General features: G+C 42.8%; 19 protein-coding genes. 16 read left to right on the top strand and 3 right to left on the bottom strand.

The window, feature by feature from the left end; all coding sequences use genetic code 11:
- Window positions 1-4: 4 nt before the first annotated feature.
- The 7 genes from BXY41_RS10170 to BXY41_RS10145 all read left to right on the top strand — a co-directional run bounded on the left by BXY41_RS10170 (window position 5) and on the right by BXY41_RS10145 (window position 3,631).
- Window positions 5-400, top strand: a complete 396-nt coding sequence (locus tag BXY41_RS10170) for a phage tail-collar fiber domain-containing protein (RefSeq protein ID WP_104436712.1) — start codon at window positions 5-7, stop codon at window positions 398-400.
- A 12-nt stretch (window positions 401-412) separates the two neighbouring features.
- Complete coding sequence (locus BXY41_RS10165; RefSeq protein ID WP_104436711.1) at window positions 413-847, top strand: hypothetical protein; 435 nt, start codon at window positions 413-415, stop codon at window positions 845-847.
- On the top strand, window positions 840-1,499 hold the full coding sequence (locus BXY41_RS10160) for a hypothetical protein (protein ID WP_104436710.1): 660 nt from the start codon (window positions 840-842) through the stop codon (window positions 1,497-1,499). The genes BXY41_RS10165 and BXY41_RS10160 overlap by 8 nt, the downstream gene beginning before the upstream one ends.
- 86 nt (window positions 1,500-1,585) lie before the next feature.
- Window positions 1,586-1,954 (top strand): hypothetical protein, encoded by a 369-nt coding sequence (locus tag BXY41_RS10155; RefSeq protein ID WP_104436709.1) that lies wholly within the window; start codon window positions 1,586-1,588, stop codon window positions 1,952-1,954.
- Window positions 1,955-2,136: 182 nt separating this feature from the next.
- Window positions 2,137-2,565: a phage holin family protein gene (locus BXY41_RS10150; protein ID WP_104436708.1), complete on the top strand. Its 429-nt coding sequence runs from the start codon at window positions 2,137-2,139 to the stop codon at window positions 2,563-2,565.
- A gap of 79 nt (window positions 2,566-2,644) precedes the next feature.
- Window positions 2,645-2,800: a hypothetical protein gene (locus BXY41_RS26725; protein WP_170072302.1), complete on the top strand. Its 156-nt coding sequence runs from the start codon at window positions 2,645-2,647 to the stop codon at window positions 2,798-2,800.
- Window positions 2,801-3,631: a peptidoglycan recognition protein family protein gene (locus tag BXY41_RS10145; protein ID WP_104436707.1), complete on the top strand. Its 831-nt coding sequence runs from the start codon at window positions 2,801-2,803 to the stop codon at window positions 3,629-3,631. It abuts the gene before it with no gap.
- Between the two features lie 101 nt (window positions 3,632-3,732).
- Here BXY41_RS10145 and rpsT read toward each other — a convergent pair whose 3' ends face one another.
- Window positions 3,733-3,996 (bottom strand): 30S ribosomal protein S20, encoded by a 264-nt coding sequence (rpsT, locus tag BXY41_RS10140; protein ID WP_104436706.1) that lies wholly within the window; start codon window positions 3,994-3,996, stop codon window positions 3,733-3,735.
- Window positions 3,997-4,174: 178 nt separating this feature from the next.
- On the opposite strand from rpsT, the gene gpr reads away from it, so the two are divergent.
- The 4 genes from gpr to hemW all read left to right on the top strand — a co-directional run bounded on the left by gpr (window position 4,175) and on the right by hemW (window position 10,181).
- The gene (gpr, locus tag BXY41_RS10135; protein WP_104436705.1) at window positions 4,175-5,152 is read left to right on the top strand and encodes a GPR endopeptidase; all 978 of its coding nucleotides are present in this window, start codon (window positions 4,175-4,177) and stop codon (window positions 5,150-5,152) included.
- 55 nt (window positions 5,153-5,207) lie between these two features.
- Complete coding sequence (locus BXY41_RS10130) at window positions 5,208-6,590, top strand: stage II sporulation protein P (RefSeq protein ID WP_104436704.1); 1,383 nt, start codon at window positions 5,208-5,210, stop codon at window positions 6,588-6,590.
- Between the two features lie 572 nt (window positions 6,591-7,162).
- Entirely contained in the window at window positions 7,163-8,977 is a 1,815-nt protein-coding gene (gene lepA, locus BXY41_RS10125; RefSeq protein WP_104436703.1) for a translation elongation factor 4, read from the top strand.
- A complete protein-coding gene (hemW, locus tag BXY41_RS10120) occupies window positions 8,967-10,181 on the top strand; it encodes a radical SAM family heme chaperone HemW (protein ID WP_104436702.1) in 1,215 nt (404 codons plus the stop codon). The genes lepA and hemW overlap by 11 nt, the downstream gene beginning before the upstream one ends.
- A gap of 68 nt (window positions 10,182-10,249) precedes the next feature.
- Here hemW and BXY41_RS10115 read toward each other — a convergent pair whose 3' ends face one another.
- Complete coding sequence (locus BXY41_RS10115; protein ID WP_104436701.1) at window positions 10,250-10,960, bottom strand: 3D domain-containing protein; 711 nt, start codon at window positions 10,958-10,960, stop codon at window positions 10,250-10,252.
- A 229-nt stretch (window positions 10,961-11,189) separates the two neighbouring features.
- A complete protein-coding gene (locus tag BXY41_RS10110; RefSeq protein ID WP_104436700.1) occupies window positions 11,190-11,756 on the bottom strand; it encodes a 3D domain-containing protein in 567 nt (188 codons plus the stop codon).
- 265 nt (window positions 11,757-12,021) lie between these two features.
- Between BXY41_RS10110 and hrcA the strand changes: the two genes are divergently transcribed.
- From hrcA to BXY41_RS10085, 5 genes are all read left to right on the top strand, one after another.
- Window positions 12,022-13,077, top strand: coding sequence for a heat-inducible transcriptional repressor HrcA (gene hrcA / locus BXY41_RS10105; protein ID WP_104436699.1), 1,056 nt, complete (start codon window positions 12,022-12,024; stop codon window positions 13,075-13,077).
- A gap of 11 nt (window positions 13,078-13,088) precedes the next feature.
- The gene (gene grpE, locus BXY41_RS10100) at window positions 13,089-13,736 is read left to right on the top strand and encodes a nucleotide exchange factor GrpE (RefSeq protein ID WP_432765508.1); all 648 of its coding nucleotides are present in this window, start codon (window positions 13,089-13,091) and stop codon (window positions 13,734-13,736) included.
- A 52-nt stretch (window positions 13,737-13,788) separates the two neighbouring features.
- Complete coding sequence (dnaK, locus tag BXY41_RS10095) at window positions 13,789-15,648, top strand: molecular chaperone DnaK (RefSeq protein WP_104436697.1); 1,860 nt, start codon at window positions 13,789-13,791, stop codon at window positions 15,646-15,648.
- A 99-nt stretch (window positions 15,649-15,747) separates the two neighbouring features.
- Window positions 15,748-16,881, top strand: coding sequence for a molecular chaperone DnaJ (dnaJ, locus tag BXY41_RS10090; RefSeq protein ID WP_104436696.1), 1,134 nt, complete (start codon window positions 15,748-15,750; stop codon window positions 16,879-16,881).
- 38 nt (window positions 16,882-16,919) lie between these two features.
- On the top strand, window positions 16,920-17,480 hold the full coding sequence (locus BXY41_RS10085) for a glucan-binding protein (RefSeq protein ID WP_104436695.1): 561 nt from the start codon (window positions 16,920-16,922) through the stop codon (window positions 17,478-17,480).
- The last annotated feature ends 308 nt before the right edge of the window (window positions 17,481-17,788 follow it).

The following is a 17,788-nucleotide window of genomic DNA, read 5'->3' as shown; positions in this document are numbered from 1 at the left end:
AAATATGGCAGATATTACAAATGGAGTTATCACACTAACTGGAAGGAAAAAATTCTGTAAAGCACATGCTGGAGATATGACACTTCCAATCATTACTCATATGGCCTGGGGCGATGGAGGAGTAGAAGACAATGGAAAGCCCAAAACAGCTTCCGGAAATGAAATCGGTCTCTACAATGAATTGATGAAGAAGGAAATTGAAACTCATGTTTATACCGATGAAACGGAAACAATCTGCCGCTATACGGCTACTCTTAACAAAGGAGAACTGACCGGAAGTGAGATATCAGAAATGGGATTGTTTGATGCAGAAGGAGATTTAATTGCATACCGAACCTTCATGCGAAAAGGGAAAGATGCAGATATTCCTCAGATCTATGATATGGATGAAATATTTTAAGGAGGTTTAACAATGGCATTTTGTGATGTAAAGAATCCGCCGGAATTTACGGCTGAAATTCGTAAATGGGACAGGGATACGCTGGCAGATGGCCAGGAGATGGCGGTTGAGATTGAACAGCTTTTTAATAATACTTTTTATAATAAGATGGTTCAGGAGCAGCATGAACAGTTAATAGAGGTAAGTATTCCGGCTTCCGGCTGGAGCGATACTGCTCCTTACAGCCAAAGAGTAGCGGTGGCGGGGTTGAAAGCAACTGATAATCCGTTACTAAGTCCTTGTACGCCTAAAAGTCTGGATGCTGCAGCGGTAAAACTTAGAAGAAAAATGACCGGGATGATAACTTACGGGGAGACAGAAGATGAATATGTAACGTTCTTTTGCGGAGAAAAGAAGCCAATAGAAGATTTTAGTGTATATCTGAGAGGAGTGAGTGCAAATGGGTAAAGTGAGTATTTCAGGGGCCGGAGGTGCTGGAGCCGGGTCTGATGAGTGTACTGCTACTAGCTCCGAAGTGTTAAAAGGATACACTGCCATTACAAGTGATTCAGATGATGAAATTGTAGAAGGTACCCTGGAGTTGACCGGTGATGCAGCAGATAGTCAGGTTCTTGACAAAAGGACCTATTATAATAAAGACGCTAGAGTGAAACGTACTGGCAATATGCCAAATTGTGGGGCTATATCAACTGTACTTAATGCAGGAGGAAGCTATACAATTCCTGCTGGATATCACAATGGCTCCGGGAAAGTTGCAGCTAATAGTTTAATAAGCCAGACCGGAGGGACGGCTTCAGCGGCACATATCCTAAGTGGACAAACGGCTTGGGTTAATGGCACTAAAGTCAGTGGTACAATCCCAATTCAAAATGCCGAGATTTCTGGTACTGATCGGGCATGGTCTCAAGGTATGTCTAACTGGGCGGGAACAATAAATTTAAGGGTTAGAAATGGTCATTACTTAAATGGAGTCAATTGGATTCAGCAAGACATTCCTAATTTTCGACCAGAGAATATAAAAAATGGTGTAAATATCGGTGGTGTAGTTGGAACATTTCCCGATTATAGTTATTTGGCAGTCGGACAAACGTCTTTTTAAACGGGGTTTTCTCAGGCGTACTTACTGGGGGAATCCGTGAATATGGCTATAATTTTGGCATAGAAATATCCAGTTCAGGAATTTGTATGGGTAGAGGAGAATATTATGACAATAAAGATAGAGGACATACTATTACCTCCAGAATAGTCAATAAGTACAGTATTAATATGACACCATTTAAAACAATTAGATTATATTATAAAACTGATTATTACTTGAATAGTAATGGTCTTGATGCATTGGGATATGGGTGCGCTATTCTATCAAATGATAATAAACATAGCGTATTAAAAAGTATTGATAATTTATATGCAGGATTTCTTGTAGATACTGTTACCGATATTGATATATCTAATATAAATACCCAGGCTTTTTTTTCAATAGGTTTTGCTTGTGTTTCAAGAACTACCCAAGGAGGATCGGTTTATATTTCTAAAATAGAATTTTTAACTTAAATACAAATATTTATGATATTAGATGAAAAGGATAGTATTTACGTAATAGGATATGGTGAAAATTAATCATACACGTAAAATGAGTTTAATACAGTAATATTATCCAATAATTAAATATATAAAAGCAGGCGCAATCACTACCCCCTATAGAAAAAATTATAAGAAAGGTTTAGGAGAAAAAAATGGATAAAATCGTAGAATTACTTGCTCTTGCATGGGGAAGTCCAATTATTAAACTTGTTATTTTAGCAGTAGTAATGGACACCTGCTTCGGCTGTATTAGAGCAATAAAGGAACATATGTTTAATAGTTGTTTTGGTATAGATGGCGCCATTCGCAAAGTATCAATGGTAGCCTCTCTGGCGTTTCTTTTGGTACTTGATCAAATTATACATCTAAATTTAATTGGTTTCATTCCCGAAGCAATCCGGTCCTATCTACCAGTTAATGCAATAGGTGTTGCCGAGTTTTTCGGTCTTTTATACATAGCCTACGAACTGGTCAGTATTTTAAAAAACATGACATTATGCGGTCTGCCCGTAAAACACATATGGGAAGCCATAAAGAAGTTCCTGTCCCAGTACACCGACGAGCTCCCCGACCGAACCTAAAACCTTACCAAGTACACCGCCCCGTGACATTTTCCCACATTTCTTCATATGATAAATAGAAAGGGACAAGGTGATATCTATGGTAAAAAGCGAATCAACCCAAGACATGAGCAACATCGAACTACTTGGAATACAGGAAAATCTAAAAAATTCCGATTATACAGAAATCGAACGTTTCCGGGAATCCTTTGACGCAGATGACATGGGATTCTCGGGAAGAAGGGAGGGGATTTAAGTGGAAATAAACAAACTTCTAACCCCATATAACTACAGTAACGGCGAGTTAAGCCGTATTAAATATATCGTCATTCATTATGTAGGAGCGCTGGGAGGGGCAGAAGCAAACTGCAAATACTATGCCTCCCAGTACGTAGGCGCCAGCGCCCACTACTTTGTAGGCTTTACCGGAGAAATCTGGCAGTCCGTTGAAGACAAAAACGTTGCATGGCACTGCGGAGCCAAAACCTATATCCATCCGGAATGCCGCAACAGCAACAGCATTGGCATCGAGCTGTGTGTCAGAAACAAAGGCAGCCAGTCTGACACAAGCAGAGACTGGTACTTTGAAGACGCAACCGTAGCTTCAGCAAAGAAACTGACTAAGCAGCTGATGGAACAATACGGAATCAAAGAAGATCATGTAATCAGACATTACGACGTAACCGGTAAAATCTGCCCCAATCCTTATGTATACAATAACACCATTCACACCTGGGAAGATTTTAAAGATTCTCTTTTATCCGCAGCAGAAGTAAAATCCGGCTGGGTGGAAGATGAGAACGGCTGGAGATTTTATTTAGGGAATACAGGAGATTATGTGAAAAATGACTGGTATCAGGATGGAGATACCTGGTACTGGTTTGATGAAGCCGGATATATGGTGAAAGATACCTGGAAAACCGGAAGTGACGGAAAGTGGTATTATTTAGACAGTTCTGGGAAAATGGCAAAAGACCAGTGGGTGATCTGGAAAAATGAACTTTACCGCGTGACAGCTGACGGCAGTATGTATGAGGGTGAGCTGCACTTAAAGTCAGACCAGAACGGCGCACTTCAGATCCAATAAGAACCTGGCGGGATCCGGTGAACAGAGACCCCGGCAATCCCGCCAAACCAAAAAATCCCATTCAGCGGGTTAGTCTGAATGGGATAAATATCGTTTATGAATTAAGCCATTGCGTTAACAGCTTTAGAGATTCTGGATACTTTTCTGGAAGCGTTATTCTTATGATATACGCCTTTAGTAGCAGCTTTGTCGATCTCTGTAATAGCACTTACTAATAATGCCTGGGCAGCAGCCTTGTCACCGGCAGTAATAGCAGATTCCACTTTCTTAATGGATGTTTTCACTTTGGATCTGATCGCTTTGTTTCTAGCAGCCTTAGTTTCGTTAACTAAGATTCTTTTCTTTGCAGATTTAATGTTAGCCAATCTGTACACCTCCAATAAAATGTAATATGATTTATTCTTTGTTTTGCATCAAAGCCTGGACACGGACAGTTCAATGTAAACATACTTTTATATTCTAGCTAATTTCGGTACATATGTCAATACATAATTCCTGCTTTTTTGCAGAAAATACCTTAGAAATGCTGGAAAGGAGGAAGAAATGGAAAACACATTTGAAGTACGTACAGACCTTGCAGTTGAAGAAAAAGAAAGTTTTCCTGGTGACGGCGGAGAAATATCAGGAGTATCATTAAGGGAATGGCATCGGGCTGACAGCCGGATTAAAATGACAGAGGTAAAAATTCTTGATGAAAAAGGGTCAAAAGCCATGGGAAAACCCATTGGAACCTATATTACCCTGGAGGCAGACCAGCTGTCTTTAAAAGATGAGGATTATCACAGAGAGGTGTCTAAGGAACTTTCAGCACAGATTTCCAAGCTGCTGGAAGGAAAAGATTTTACAAAACCCAATTTTCATGTGTTGGTGGCAGGACTTGGTAACTCTTCTGTAACTCCCGATTCTCTGGGACCCAGAGTTCTTAATAATCTCCAGGTTACCAGACATTTAAAGGTTCAGTATGGAGACGATTTCTGGCGTGGAAAACCCATGCCTGTGATCAGCGGGATTGCACCAGGCGTTATGGCTCAGACCGGAATGGAGACAGCCGAAATTTTAAAAGGTATTATCAAAGAAACAAAGCCCGATCTCATTATTGCAATTGATGCTCTGGCTGCAAGAAGCGTAAAACGTCTTGGGACAACCATACAGCTTACTGATACCGGAATTCATCCGGGTTCCGGAGTGGGGAATCACCGCAACAGCTTAACAAAAGAAAGCTTAGGGGTACCGGTCATGGCAATCGGCGTACCTACTGTTGTAGGGGCTGCTGCTATCGTCCATGATACAGTGACAACCTTAATTCGGGCACTGTCAGAAAATATGGAAACCAAAGGAATGGGAGATTTTATGGAAAATCTTAATTCTGATGAACAGTATGATCTGATCCGTGAACTTTTGGAGCCGGAATTCGGACCACTATATGTAACCCCTCCAGATATTGACGAAACTGTGAAAGAATTAAGCTTTACCATCTCCGAGGGTATCCACATGACCTTTTTGGGACAGGAAGTTTCGTAGTAAACAGCCACCTTTCTGCATAGTATATTATAATCAAGAATGCAGGAAGGCGGCTATGAAACAGAGCAGTGAACGATTGAACCGGATAATTAAAAAATTAATGATTACAGTAAGCCTGATTCTGGCCGTTTTTTTAAGTCTTAAAGAAGCTTCCCAGGCAGCAGGCAGGCTGGATTTAAAAGATATTCAAAACTGGATTGGAGAGGGCGTTGCAGAAAGCGCCGCCATAATCTGGCGTTACCAGTATCCTGCTTCTGTATGGGAGCAGGAAGGGGAAGGCGGGAAGATACTGTATCAGGAAAAATCACTTGGTAGTCTGTTTTGTGGTTTTTTCTTCAGTCATTCCCCCTTATCCCGTTATACGAATAAAAACGGAACAACAGAGGACTATTACGGTGAAAATGATCCTGCCTACAGGAGTTATTTAGAAAGCGGAAAATTTTACGAGGAACACAGCTTTCTTCTATATGATGGAGGAGAAGAGAGCGGAGAAGACGGAAGTGTAAATGCCGGCGCACCCAAGGTTTCCCAGGAGACAACGGAAACTCAGGCGGCGGCAGAACCCCCAAAACAAGAAGTGGTCAAAGAGCCGCAGCAGACCGTACCTGCCAGTGGGGAAAAGAATTCTGCAATGACCTGTGCATCAAGCAGTATCTGGCCCATTGTGGGAACCACCTACCGGAAGGAGCAGCTGGCAGACTATGATTATATGATGAAGCATTTTTACAGTGTTCATACCTCAACCACGGCTGGACGGGATTTAATGAAAGCCGATCAGTTTCTTTCAGAGAAATTTACTCTGGAAGGTGGAAATGATAAACCCCAGATTTTAATCTACCACACTCATTCCCAGGAAGAATATTCTGACTTTGCTTCTGGTAATAAGGAAGCAACCGTTGTTGGAATCGGGAATTATTTAACCCAGCTGTTAACAGCAAAGGGCTACAATGTCATTCACGATACCTCCGTCTATGACTTGCAAAATGGAAAGCTGGACAGAAACAAAGCATATACATACGCCCTTGATGGCATTACCAGAATTCTTCAGGATAATCCGTCTATCGAAGTGATCCTGGATGTGCATCGGGATGGAGTAAACAGTGATCTGCATATGGTTAATAAGGTTAATGGGAAAATGACAGCTCCTGTCATGTTCTTTAACGGAGTCAGCCAGACTCCCGAAGGCCCCATTGAATATCTGCCCAATCCATACAGAGAGAAGAATCTTGCTTTCAGCTTTCAGATGCAGCTGGACAGCGCAGCCTATTTCCCCGGGCTCACCCGCAAGATTTACATAAAAGGGCTACGCTATAACCAGCATTTAAGAGCCAGATCCGCTTTAATTGAAGTCGGCGCCCAGACCAATTCCTACCAGGAAGCATTAAATGCCATGGAACCCCTTTCAGAGGTTTTGGATATGGTCTTAAAAGGAAATTAAAAATCAACATATTAGTAAAAAAAAAGCTGGAAGCCTGTTATGTTATCAGGCTTATCCAGCTTTGCGTTTCTCTGAAAATGCTATCTGCAGATAGGATAATCAATTGCATGTTAAATTGGGATATGTTACCATAATAACATGAAACAATCGTGTCACTGCAGGGGCGTTGACCTTCCATCATTACATAGATGGGAGGTGATGTGAATGAAATATGACTTTAAAGACCTTATGGCTTTTGGTACATTCATTTTAGCATTGCTTACCTTTATTTTTTATAATTGTAAGTAGCAAATTTCTCTCTGGAGTCCTGAAAATGGACAGAGAAAAACCACCCTTGTATACTTTGGCGAGTTCGAGGGTGGAATTTCAACTCTTTTAATTGGCCAACCCCTTGTAATGGGGCGGTTGTTTCTTTACTATTATTCTAATACATAATTCCTGTATTTGCAAGCGAAAATAGTAACAGGAAATGTATATGATTCAGGGAAATCAACGCTTTCCCGGTGGACAACCGTTAATTTTAATGGTATATTTGAAGACACCAGAAACATCAGAAAAGAGGATTATATTTTATGGCAGCTGCCCAGCAGAATAGAATACGTAATTTTTGCATTATTGCTCATATTGATCACGGAAAATCAACTCTCGCAGACAGAATTATTGAGAAAACAGGACTGCTGACCAGCAGAGAGATGCAGGCTCAGATTCTTGATAATATGGATCTGGAACGGGAGCGCGGAATAACCATCAAGGCCCAGGCAGTTCGTACTGTTTATAAAGCAAATGATGGACAGGAATACGTTTTTAACATGATTGACACACCGGGTCATGTTGACTTTAATTATGAGGTTTCAAGAAGTCTGGCAGCCTGTGACGGCGCTGTATTAGTAGTGGATGCTTCCCAGGGAATTGAAGCCCAGACTCTTGCAAACGTTTATATGGCACTGGATCACGACCTGGATGTATTTCCAGTATTAAATAAAATCGACCTTCCCAGTGCGGAGCCGGAGCGGGTGGTTGAGGAGATTGAAGATGTGATCGGCATTGAAGCTCATGATGCACCCAGAATCTCCGCCAAGACAGGTCTCAATGTAGAAGCGGTACTGGAAGCGATTGTTGAGAAAATACCAGCTCCTGCAGGTGATCCGGAAGCACCCCTTCAGGCTCTGATTTTCGATTCCCTTTATGATTCCTACAAAGGAGTCATCGTATTCTTCCGTGTAAAAGAAGGAACGGTAAAAAGAGGAGATAAAGTGCGAATGATGGCCACCGGTGCGGTGGAAGAGGTAGTGGAAGTCGGATATTTCGGCGCAGGCCAGTTTTTACCCTGTGAAGAATTATCTGCAGGAATGGTTGGATATTTAACTGCCAGCATTAAAAACGTAAAGGATACGGCAGTGGGAGATACCATTACCCATGCTGACAGGCCATGCAAGCAGGCTCTTCCTGGTTATAAAAAGGTAACTTCCATGGTTTACTGCGGTCTGTACCCTTCCGACGGAGCCCGTTACAATGACCTTCGTGATGCACTTGAGAAGCTTCAGCTTAACGACGCTTCCTTATTCTTTGAACCGGAGACGTCACTTGCCCTTGGCTTTGGTTTCCGCTGCGGATTCTTAGGACTTCTCCATCTGGAAGTAATCCAGGAACGTCTGGAACGGGAATATAATTTAGATCTTGTGACGACTGCTCCTGGCGTAGTCTATCATGTATTTAAAAAGAATGGGGAGAAGCTGGAACTGACCAATCCCTCCAATCTTCCTGATCCTACCGAGATTGAATATATGGAGGAGCCCATTGTCAGCGCAGAAATCATGGTAACTACGGAATTTGTAGGAGCCATTATGAAGCTTTGCCAGGAACGCCGTGGTGTTTATCTTGGAATGGAATATATGGAAGCTACCAGAGCCCTATTAAAATATGAACTTCCGTTAAATGAAATCATCTACGATTTCTTTGATGCACTGAAATCCCGTTCCAGAGGCTATGCTTCCTTCGATTACGAGCTGAAAGGCTATGAAAAGTCTGAACTGGTGAAGCTGGACATCTTGGTCAACAAAGAAGAAGTGGATGCACTTTCCTTTATTGTACATGCAGAATCCGCCTATGAGCGCGGCAGAAGAATGTGTGAAAAGCTGAAAGATGAGATTCCCAGACAGCTTTTTGAGATTCCCATTCAGGCAGCCATCGGCGGCAAGATCATTGCCCGCGAGACAGTAAAAGCCATGAGAAAAGACGTACTTGCCAAATGTTACGGCGGTGATATTTCACGTAAGAAAAAACTTCTTGAAAAGCAGAAAGAAGGTAAAAAACGTATGCGCCAGGTCGGTAACGTTGAGATACCGCAGAAGGCATTTATGAGCGTACTGAAATTAGATGATGAATAAAAAAAATATGGAACTTTACGTGCACATCCCGTTTTGTGCACGTAAATGCGCTTACTGTGATTTCTTATCATTTCCCGGTAATAAACGGATGCAGCAGGAATATACAGAACAGCTGCTGGAAGAGATAAAATACCAGAGTGCATATACCAGAGAATATCAGGTCATCAGTATATTTATCGGAGGTGGGACGCCTTCTATTCTGGAAACAAATCAGATGACTGCCATTCTTAACGCATTAAACAGTCAGTTTGACATTCATCCGGAGGCGGAGATTACCATGGAAGCCAATCCGGGAACTGTTACCTCAGAGGCACTCATTCAGTACAAACGTGCCGGAGTAAACAGGATCAGTATGGGACTTCAGTCAGCTGACGATAAAGAACTTGGCTATCTTGGCAGAATACACACCTACGATGAGTTTTTAAAAAGCTATCAGAGAGTGCGCATGGCAGGATTTGATAACGTAAATGTGGACTTAATCTCAGCCATTCCCGGTCAGACAGTGGAATCCTGGAAGAATACATTAAAAAAGGTTACCATGTTAAAGCCAGAGCATATATCGGCCTACAGCCTTATCGTTGAGGAAGGAACCCCGTTCTACGACCGTTATGGAGATCATGTGGAGATGGATAATGATTCTATGACAAGAGAGGAACGAAAGCGTCTGATGTCTCTTCCTGAGCTTCCTGACGAAGACATGGAGAGAGAGATGTATTATCTCACCAGAGAGTATTTAAAAGAACAGGGATATGAGCGGTATGAGATTTCCAACTATTCCAGAAAGGGATATGAATGCAGACATAACATCGGCTACTGGACAGGAGTGGAATACCTGGGTCTGGGACTTGGATCTTCTTCCTATATAGATGGCTGCCGTTATCATAACACAGCAAGTTTTCAGGATTATATCAATGGCAGTTTTGGAAAAAAAGAAGAATTTGACATGCTTTTAAGACAGGAGTTTGAACACCTCTCCATAGAAGGAAAGATGGAGGAGTATATGTTTTTAGGACTCCGCCTGATAGAAGGAGTATCTGCTCATGGATTTGTCAGCAGTTTCGGTCAAAATATCCGCCATGTTTATGGACCCATTCTTGATAAACTGGAGCAGGAAGGTCTGATGGAGTTAAAGGAAGGATTTTACCGGCTGACAGAACGGGGAATTGATATCAGCAATTACGTTATGAGCCAGTTTTTACTGTAACATAAGGGGTATGCAAAGAGAGAACAATTACATTCTTTGCATACCCTTTACTCTATTATAAAGCTTCATCACTGAACCAGAAAAACTTCCATACTCCTGGTACCATAAGCCCGGGTCTCTCCATGGGTATTAAAAAAGATATCAATATGATTTCCTCTTACCCCACTGCCGCAGTCCTCAGCCGTATAAATAACTCCTCCGATCATAAGGCGGCTTCCATAAGGAATCACTCTTGGATCAACGGAAATGGTATGGCCTGCAGTGGCCACTGTACCCGTACTGGTTCTTCCTCCCCATCTGCCTGAGCAGCCTCTGCATGGGCAGTAGGCGGTAGTCTTAAACATTCCAAGAGAACGAAGCCCGTTTGAAGAAGCAAAGGAACCAACCCCATATACCCTGGAGCCGGAAAGCTTCTGCCCGCCGGCATAGGCTTCCACAAGATAGGAGCCGTCCCCATAACTGTTCCAGGGAGCGGATACTTCAAAACCGTAATTACCAGTGCCGGTGCCCTGATCAGCCAGATCCTCTCTGTATTTCGTAGCAGAAGCAGTCAGTTCCCCCACAACACCTCCGGTTGCCTGATTGGTAATGACGACCTTAACTTCCTGGGTGGATGAGGGATCTGAGCTGTTCCAGGCCCATCCCCGGATGCTGGTTTCATCTGCACCGTCTATAATCCCCGTAGTCTGCCCTGCAAGGACATAAGCGGGTGATATCGTATAAAATGCTATCATTAGTAATGTTCCGAGGAACCAATGTAATTTCTTTGTTTTATTCATGTAATAATTACTTCCTTTCTTTTTTACAAAAAGTACATATAAAGTAATATAATATAAATATATGTAACAGATTTGTAATAAATGAGGTACAAGTAATTATTTTACACTTTTTTCCATATTTGTCAAGTTTTTATAGCTTTAATTACCCGGCAGCAGAATTTTCTGCATAAAAAAAGCTGCCGGAAAGGGAGAATTCCGCTTTCCGGCAACCGATATGGACATTGATTTATTATCTTTCTATTACAGCAAATATCTCTTTTGACTGTCTTCCAAAAGCAAGAGCTTCTCCCCGGCTTCCGAAATAGATATCCACTTTGTTTCCTCTGATACCGCTTCCGGTATCTTCCACCGTATAGACAACGCCATCAATCATGACCTTTGATCCAAGTGGCAGTACAGTAAGATCTGCAGATAATGTGTGCAGCGGCTGTGGGATGGTTCCGGAGTAAGTCTTCTGCTGTCTTCCTGAGCTGCTGGGGCAGTAGGCTGTAGCAGAGAATATTCCCAGAGATGCTCCTCTTTCAAAAACCGGACCTGTGGGTGCTTTTTCTTCTGGCAGTTCTTTTTTCTCTATGCCCGGTCCTACCTCATCGCTCATCGTAGCGTCACTTGCAGTAGCAACCGTTTCGGTACTGTTCTTTTTCATTTGCTTATCCGTATCTACACTCCCTGACTGTTGGCTTGCTGTACTCTGGCTATCAGCCGTCTGGGCAGCCATTGCAGTAGTGGATAACAGCAGAATACAAAGGAGTGTCAGAAATCCGGTGATCCGGAATCGTCTTGAAAAACTAATCATGATTTACCTCGCAATCGTGTTGTTATGGTGTATCAATTACCATTATATTACAAAAGTGTTAAATGTCAAGAAAAAAATGTCATAGGCTTTGTAATATTTGATAGAAAATTGAGATAAAATGTACATGCAGGTCACAAAAACTTCATTTAAAAATTTTCAGGAATGTATTGACAAATGTAGAAAAAAAGAATATATTATGAAAAGAAGATGTTAGCACTCCTAAACGTCGAGTGCTAACAAATAACTCTGAAAGGAGCGTGGCAGTTTGGATGATAAGGATCAAGATCAACTGGATGGACGGAAGATCATTATATTAAAAGCAATTATAAAAACTTATCTGGAAACCGGTGAACCGGTAGGATCCCGTACGATTTCAAAATATACGGACTTGAATTTAAGCTCCGCCACCATCCGGAATGAGATGTCTGATCTGGAAGAGATGGGTTATATTATGCAGCCCCATACTTCTGCAGGAAGGATTCCTTCCGATAAGGGATACCGCTTCTACGTGAATACCATTCTTCAGGAAAAGGAAGATGAGTTTACTGAGATTAAAGATTTAATGATAAAGCGTGTGGACCGGGTAGAATCCATGTTAAAGCAGGTAGCAAAGCTGCTTGCCCAGAATACCAACTATGCAGCCATGATCAGTGCGCCCCAGTACCATCATAACAAGTTAAAGTTTATCCAGCTGTCCAAGGTAGATGAGGGAAAACTGCTTGTAGTAATTGTGGTGGAAGGCAATATCATAAAGAACACCATAATCCCCATTCGTTCAGAACTGAGCGACGAAGGAATATTGAATCTTAACATTCTTTTAAATAATGCTTTAAACGGGCTTTCTATAGAAGAGATCAATTTAGAAGTGATCAGCAGGTTAAAGGTCCAGGCAGGTCCCCACAGTGAAGTGGTGGACCGGGTTTTATCGGAGGTGGCAGCAGCCATCAGAGCCGATGATGAGGATCTTCAGATTTATACCAGCGGAGCAACCAATATTTTTAAATATCCGGAATTAAGCGACGGAGAAAAAGCGAGTCAGTTAATCGGTGCGCTGGAACAAAAGGAACTGCTTCAGGAACTGGTAGATGATGTAAACAGTTCAGAAAGCAGCTCCGGAATTCAGGTGTACATCGGAGATGAAGCACCTGTACAGACGATGAAGGACTGCAGCATCGTTACCGCCAACTATGAACTTGGGGAAGGCTTAAGAGGTACCATTGGTATCATTGGCCCCAAGCGAATGGATTATGAAAAGGTACTCAATACGCTGAGGAATTTAATGACCCAGCTGGATACCATTTTGAAAAAAGATGAAAGGTGAAGGGTAGAATATTGAGCATGGAAGATGTTAAAACAGACGAGAATCTGGCAGAAGAGACGACAAATCAGGAAGATGCCGTTTCCTCTGAAAAAGAGATAGACGTTACTTGCGACGGTAAGGAAGAATGTTCCCAGGAACAGGAAGAGACAGCAGAGCCGGAAGACGATGCAAAAGAGGAGCCGGAAAAGAAAGGCTTTTTCGGTAAGAAGAAAGAGAAAAAAGATCCGAAAGATGAGAAGATTGAGGAGCTTACAGACCGTCTTCAAAGATCCATGGCTGAATTTGATAATTTTAGAAAACGCACTGAAAAAGAAAAATCTGCCATGTTTGAAATCGGAGCAAAGGACATTATAGAAAGAATTCTCCCCGTAGTTGATAATTTTGAGCGGGGCCTGGCAGCGATTCCGGAAGCGGATAAGGAATCACCTTTTGCTGACGGTATGGAAAAGATCTATAAGCAGCTGATGAAAACTCTGGATGAGGCAGGGGTTAAGCCCATCGAAGCGGTTGGAATGCCATTTGACCCCAATTACCACAATGCGGTTATGCATGTGGAGGATGATTCTCTTGGAGAGAATGTAGTTTCCCAGGAACTTCAAAAAGGTTACACCTATCGGGATACCGTGGTAAGACACTCCATGGTTCAGGTAGCTAATTAATTATAAATCAGAAACTCTCACAATTTTGTTTAATAAATAGGAGGAAAAAACTATGGGTAAGATCATTGGAATTGACTTAGGAACAACAAACAGCTGTGTAGCCGTTATGGAAGGCGGTAAGCCAGTTGTAATCCCAAACAGCGAAGGCGTTAGAACAACACCGTCAGTTGTTGCATTTACAAAGAATGGAGAAAGACTGGTTGGTGAACCTGCAAAACGTCAGGCAGTAACCAATGCAGACCGTACCATTTCTTCCATCAAGAGACATATGGGTACCGATTATAAAGTTACCATTGATGGAAAGAACTACAGCCCTCAGGAAATTTCTGCAATGATTCTTCAGAAATTAAAAGCAGATGCAGAGGCTTATTTAGGAGAAAAAGTTACAGAAGCAGTTATTACCGTGCCGGCATATTTTAACGATGCACAGCGTCAGGCAACCAAGGACGCAGGAAAAATTGCAGGTCTTGATGTAAAACGTATTATCAACGAGCCGACAGCAGCAGCACTTGCTTATGGTCTTGATAATGAAAAAGAACAGAAGATCATGGTATACGATTTAGGCGGCGGTACATTCGACGTTTCCAACATCGAAATCGGTGATGGAGTAATTGAGGTACTTTCTACCAACGGCGATACCCGTTTAGGTGGAGATGATTTCGATAACCGTCTGACACAGTGGATGGTGGATGAATTCAAAAAGGCAGAAGGCGTTGACTTGTCCGGTGACAAGATGGCGATGCAGAGATTAAAAGAAGCTGCTGAGAAGGCAAAGAAAGAATTATCTTCTTCTACCACAACCAATATTAACTTACCTTTCATTACTGCAACAGCAGAAGGTCCTAAGCATCTGGACATGAACTTATCCAGAGCTAAATTTGACGAACTGACACTTGACTTAATCGAGCGTACTGCCATTCCGGTACAGAGCGCATTAAAAGATGCAGGAATGACAGCAGCAGAGCTTGGAAAAGTACTGTTAGTTGGCGGATCTACCCGTATGCTGGCAGCTCAGGAGAAAGTAAAACAGCTGACAGGCAAAGAGCCTTCCAAGTCATTAAACCCAGATGAGTGCGTAGCAATCGGAGCATGTATTCAGGGTGGCAAGCTTGCAGGCGATGCAGGTGCAGGCGATATCCTTCTTCTTGACGTAACTCCGCTTTCCTTATCCATCGAGACAATGGGCGGCGTGGCTACCAGACTGATCGAGAGAAACACAACCATTCCTACAAAGAAGAGCCAGGTTTTCTCTACTGCAGCAGATAACCAGACAGCAGTAGACATTCATGTGGTACAGGGTGAAAGACAGTTCGCAAGAGACAACAAGACTCTCGGACAGTTCCGTCTGGATGGAATTCCACCAGCAAGAAGAGGTGTTCCTCAGATCGAAGTTACCTTTGATATTGATGCCAACGGTATCGTTAACGTTTCCGCAAAAGATTTAGGAACAGGAAAAGAGCAGCATATCACCATTACTTCCGGATCCAACATGTCCGATTCCGATATCGATAAGGCTGTAAAAGAAGCAGCTGAATACGAGGCTCAGGATAAGAAACGCAAGGATGCCATTGATGCAAGAAATGATGCAGATTCCATGGTATTCCAGACAGAGAAAGCACTTCAGGAAGTTGGAGATAAGATCGCAGATACAGACAAAGCAACGGTTGAAGCTGATTTAAATGCATTAAAAGAAGCAATTAACAGAGCACCATTAGAAGATATGACCGATGCTCAGGTTGAAGATATTAAGGCAGGCCGCGAAAAACTGATGAACAGCGCTCAGGCATTGTTTGCAAAGGTTTATGAGCAGGCACAGTCTCAGGCAGGCGCAGGCGCAGGTCCTGACATGGGAGCAGCAGGTGCTTCTTACCAGGACAGCGATGTTGTGGACGGAGATTACAAAGAAGTTTAATAATAAGTCGTTTGACAGGGCTTTGGGGAAAGTGTTGTAGGAATACAGCACTTTTTCCGCAGGAATAAATTCCTTACAATTATGAGAGGTAGACCTAAGATGGCAGAAAGTAAAAAAGATTATTATGAAATCCTTGGCGTTTCCAAAGATGCAGATGATGCAGCACTTAAGAAGGCCTATCGCGCATTGGCTAAAAAATACCATCCGGACACGAACCCTGGAGATACTGCTGCTGCAGAGAAATTCAAACAGGCTTCGGAGGCTTACAGCGTTTTAAGCGACCCGGATAAGAGACGCCAGTATGACCAGTTTGGTTCAGCTGCATTTGATGGAAGCGGCGGAGCAGGCGGTTTTGGCGGCTTTGATTTTAGCGGCTCCGATATGGGAGATATTTTCGGGGATATTTTTGGAGATATCTTTGGGGGCGGAAGAAGAAGCGCCCAGTATAACGGCCCGTTAAAGGGAGCAAATATCAGAACCAGCATCCGCATCAGCTTTGAAGAAGCGATTTTCGGCTGCGAACGGGAGATCGAGATCAATTTTAAGGAAGAGTGTGCTTCCTGCCATGGAAGCGGTGCAAAAGCGGGTACATCACCGGTAACCTGTCCCAAGTGTAACGGGAAAGGCAAGATTATGTACACCCAGCAGTCCTTCTTTGGTCAGATCCAGAACGTACAGACCTGCCCGGACTGCGGCGGTACCGGTAAGGTAATTAAGGAAAAATGTCCGGACTGTTATGGTACAGGATATATCACAAAGAGAAAGAAGATCAAAGTCACCATTCCTGCCGGAATTGACAACGGACAGTCCGTAAGACTGGCTGGAGCCGGTGAGCCAGGTACCAATGGCGGAGAGAGGGGAGACCTTCTGGTTGAAGCCGTGGTTTCCAATCACCCCATATTTAAACGCCAGGATACCAGCATTTTCTCCACCGTACCCATTTCCTTTGCAAAAGCAGCACTTGGCGGTACCATACTGATAAAAACCGTAGACGGCGATGTGGAGTACGAAGTTAAATCAGGAACCCAGACAGATACCAAGGTACGCTTAAAAGGAAAAGGCGTTCCTACTTTACGTAACCGTGCTGTCAGAGGCGATCACTATGTTACATTGGTGGTTTCCGTACCAGAACGTCTGACTGAGGCGCAAAAAGAAGCTTTGAAGAGTTTCGATGAAGCCATGAACGGCAACCCGGACAGTGATAAACATAAAAAGAAGGGACTTTTTAAATAAAGCCTTTGAAAGTACATGTTACGGAGAAGGGAGAAGGTATGAAAGGGGTAAGAAAAAAATTAATATGGGCAGCAGTATTGTCAGGAATGATAATCCTGCTGTCCATGAATGCATGGGCGGATAATAGCCAGACTGCCAGGGATTTTCCGGGCTGGAATGGCTCCGGCACCAAAATCGGCGGACCAGGTAATTCAGATGATTATTTTGACTTCTGGGATGATGAGGATGACGATGATGACGGTCCGGGAAACCGCAGTACCGGTAGAGGGTGGTATTATAGTCCTGCAGGCTGGTGGTTTCAGTACAGTGACGGCACATGGCCTTCCAACTGCTGGAAATTTATAAACGGCAGATGGTACCGCTTTGATCAGGGGGGACACATGGTCACAGGCTGGTATTCGGATCAGAATGGCGCAAAGTATTATCTTAATCCCGTTGATGATGGAATGCTTGGTGCCATGAGAACTGGCTGGCAGCTGATCGACAAAAAGGCATATTATTTTAACACCATGTCTGACGGAACACAGGGCCGGCTTCTTTTGAATACAGTCACGCCGGATGGTTATAAGGTGGGGGCTGACGGAGCATGGGTTCCGTAAAACCTTTTTTGCATAAACGAAAAACAGGAGATATTTGAGATGACTGAATAATCAGCCGTTCCAAATTTCTCCTGTTTTTCATTACAAATTCTAATTGCCTTTAGATTGTAATTTTGTAAAAAAGATTCTGTTCCGGTCACAGATACTCAGGCGGGTGTGATGGGGTGTAATGCATCAAGGAATTTCGTTTACTTGATATGTTTTTTTGCCCTTATATCTGCTACGGAACAAAAGTCTTTTTCATCCGTTCAATTAGTTAATGCACCAAGTGGAAATTTTATTGCATTCTTTTTAAAAAAAATTAAAAA

The sequence above is a fragment of the Lacrimispora xylanisolvens genome (assembly GCF_002934545.1).
GTDB classification, from domain to species: domain Bacteria; phylum Bacillota; class Clostridia; order Lachnospirales; family Lachnospiraceae; genus Lacrimispora; species Lacrimispora xylanisolvens.
This window is presented reverse-complemented; position numbering and strand designations above follow the sequence as displayed.

Coding starts and splice junctions, on each gene's coding strand:
- BXY41_RS10170 (WP_104436712.1), top strand. CDS start 5: ATGGCAGATATTACAAATGGAGTTATCACACTAACTGGAAGGAAAAAA.
- BXY41_RS10165 (WP_104436711.1), top strand. CDS start 413: ATGGCATTTTGTGATGTAAAGAATCCGCCGGAATTTACGGCTGAAATT.
- BXY41_RS10160 (WP_104436710.1), top strand. CDS start 840: ATGGGTAAAGTGAGTATTTCAGGGGCCGGAGGTGCTGGAGCCGGGTCT.
- BXY41_RS10155 (WP_104436709.1), top strand. CDS start 1,586: ATGGGTAGAGGAGAATATTATGACAATAAAGATAGAGGACATACTATT.
- BXY41_RS10150 (WP_104436708.1), top strand. CDS start 2,137: ATGGATAAAATCGTAGAATTACTTGCTCTTGCATGGGGAAGTCCAATT.
- BXY41_RS26725 (WP_170072302.1), top strand. CDS start 2,645: ATGGTAAAAAGCGAATCAACCCAAGACATGAGCAACATCGAACTACTT.
- gpr (WP_104436705.1), top strand. CDS start 4,175: ATGGAAAACACATTTGAAGTACGTACAGACCTTGCAGTTGAAGAAAAA.
- BXY41_RS10130 (WP_104436704.1), top strand. CDS start 5,208: ATGAAACAGAGCAGTGAACGATTGAACCGGATAATTAAAAAATTAATG.
- lepA (WP_104436703.1), top strand. CDS start 7,163: ATGGCAGCTGCCCAGCAGAATAGAATACGTAATTTTTGCATTATTGCT.
- hemW (WP_104436702.1), top strand. CDS start 8,967: ATGATGAATAAAAAAAATATGGAACTTTACGTGCACATCCCGTTTTGT.
- BXY41_RS10115 (WP_104436701.1), bottom strand. CDS start 10,960: ATGAATAAAACAAAGAAATTACATTGGTTCCTCGGAACATTACTAATG.
- BXY41_RS10110 (WP_104436700.1), bottom strand. CDS start 11,756: ATGATTAGTTTTTCAAGACGATTCCGGATCACCGGATTTCTGACACTC.
- dnaK (WP_104436697.1), top strand. CDS start 13,789: ATGGGTAAGATCATTGGAATTGACTTAGGAACAACAAACAGCTGTGTA.
- dnaJ (WP_104436696.1), top strand. CDS start 15,748: ATGGCAGAAAGTAAAAAAGATTATTATGAAATCCTTGGCGTTTCCAAA.
- BXY41_RS10085 (WP_104436695.1), top strand. CDS start 16,920: ATGAAAGGGGTAAGAAAAAAATTAATATGGGCAGCAGTATTGTCAGGA.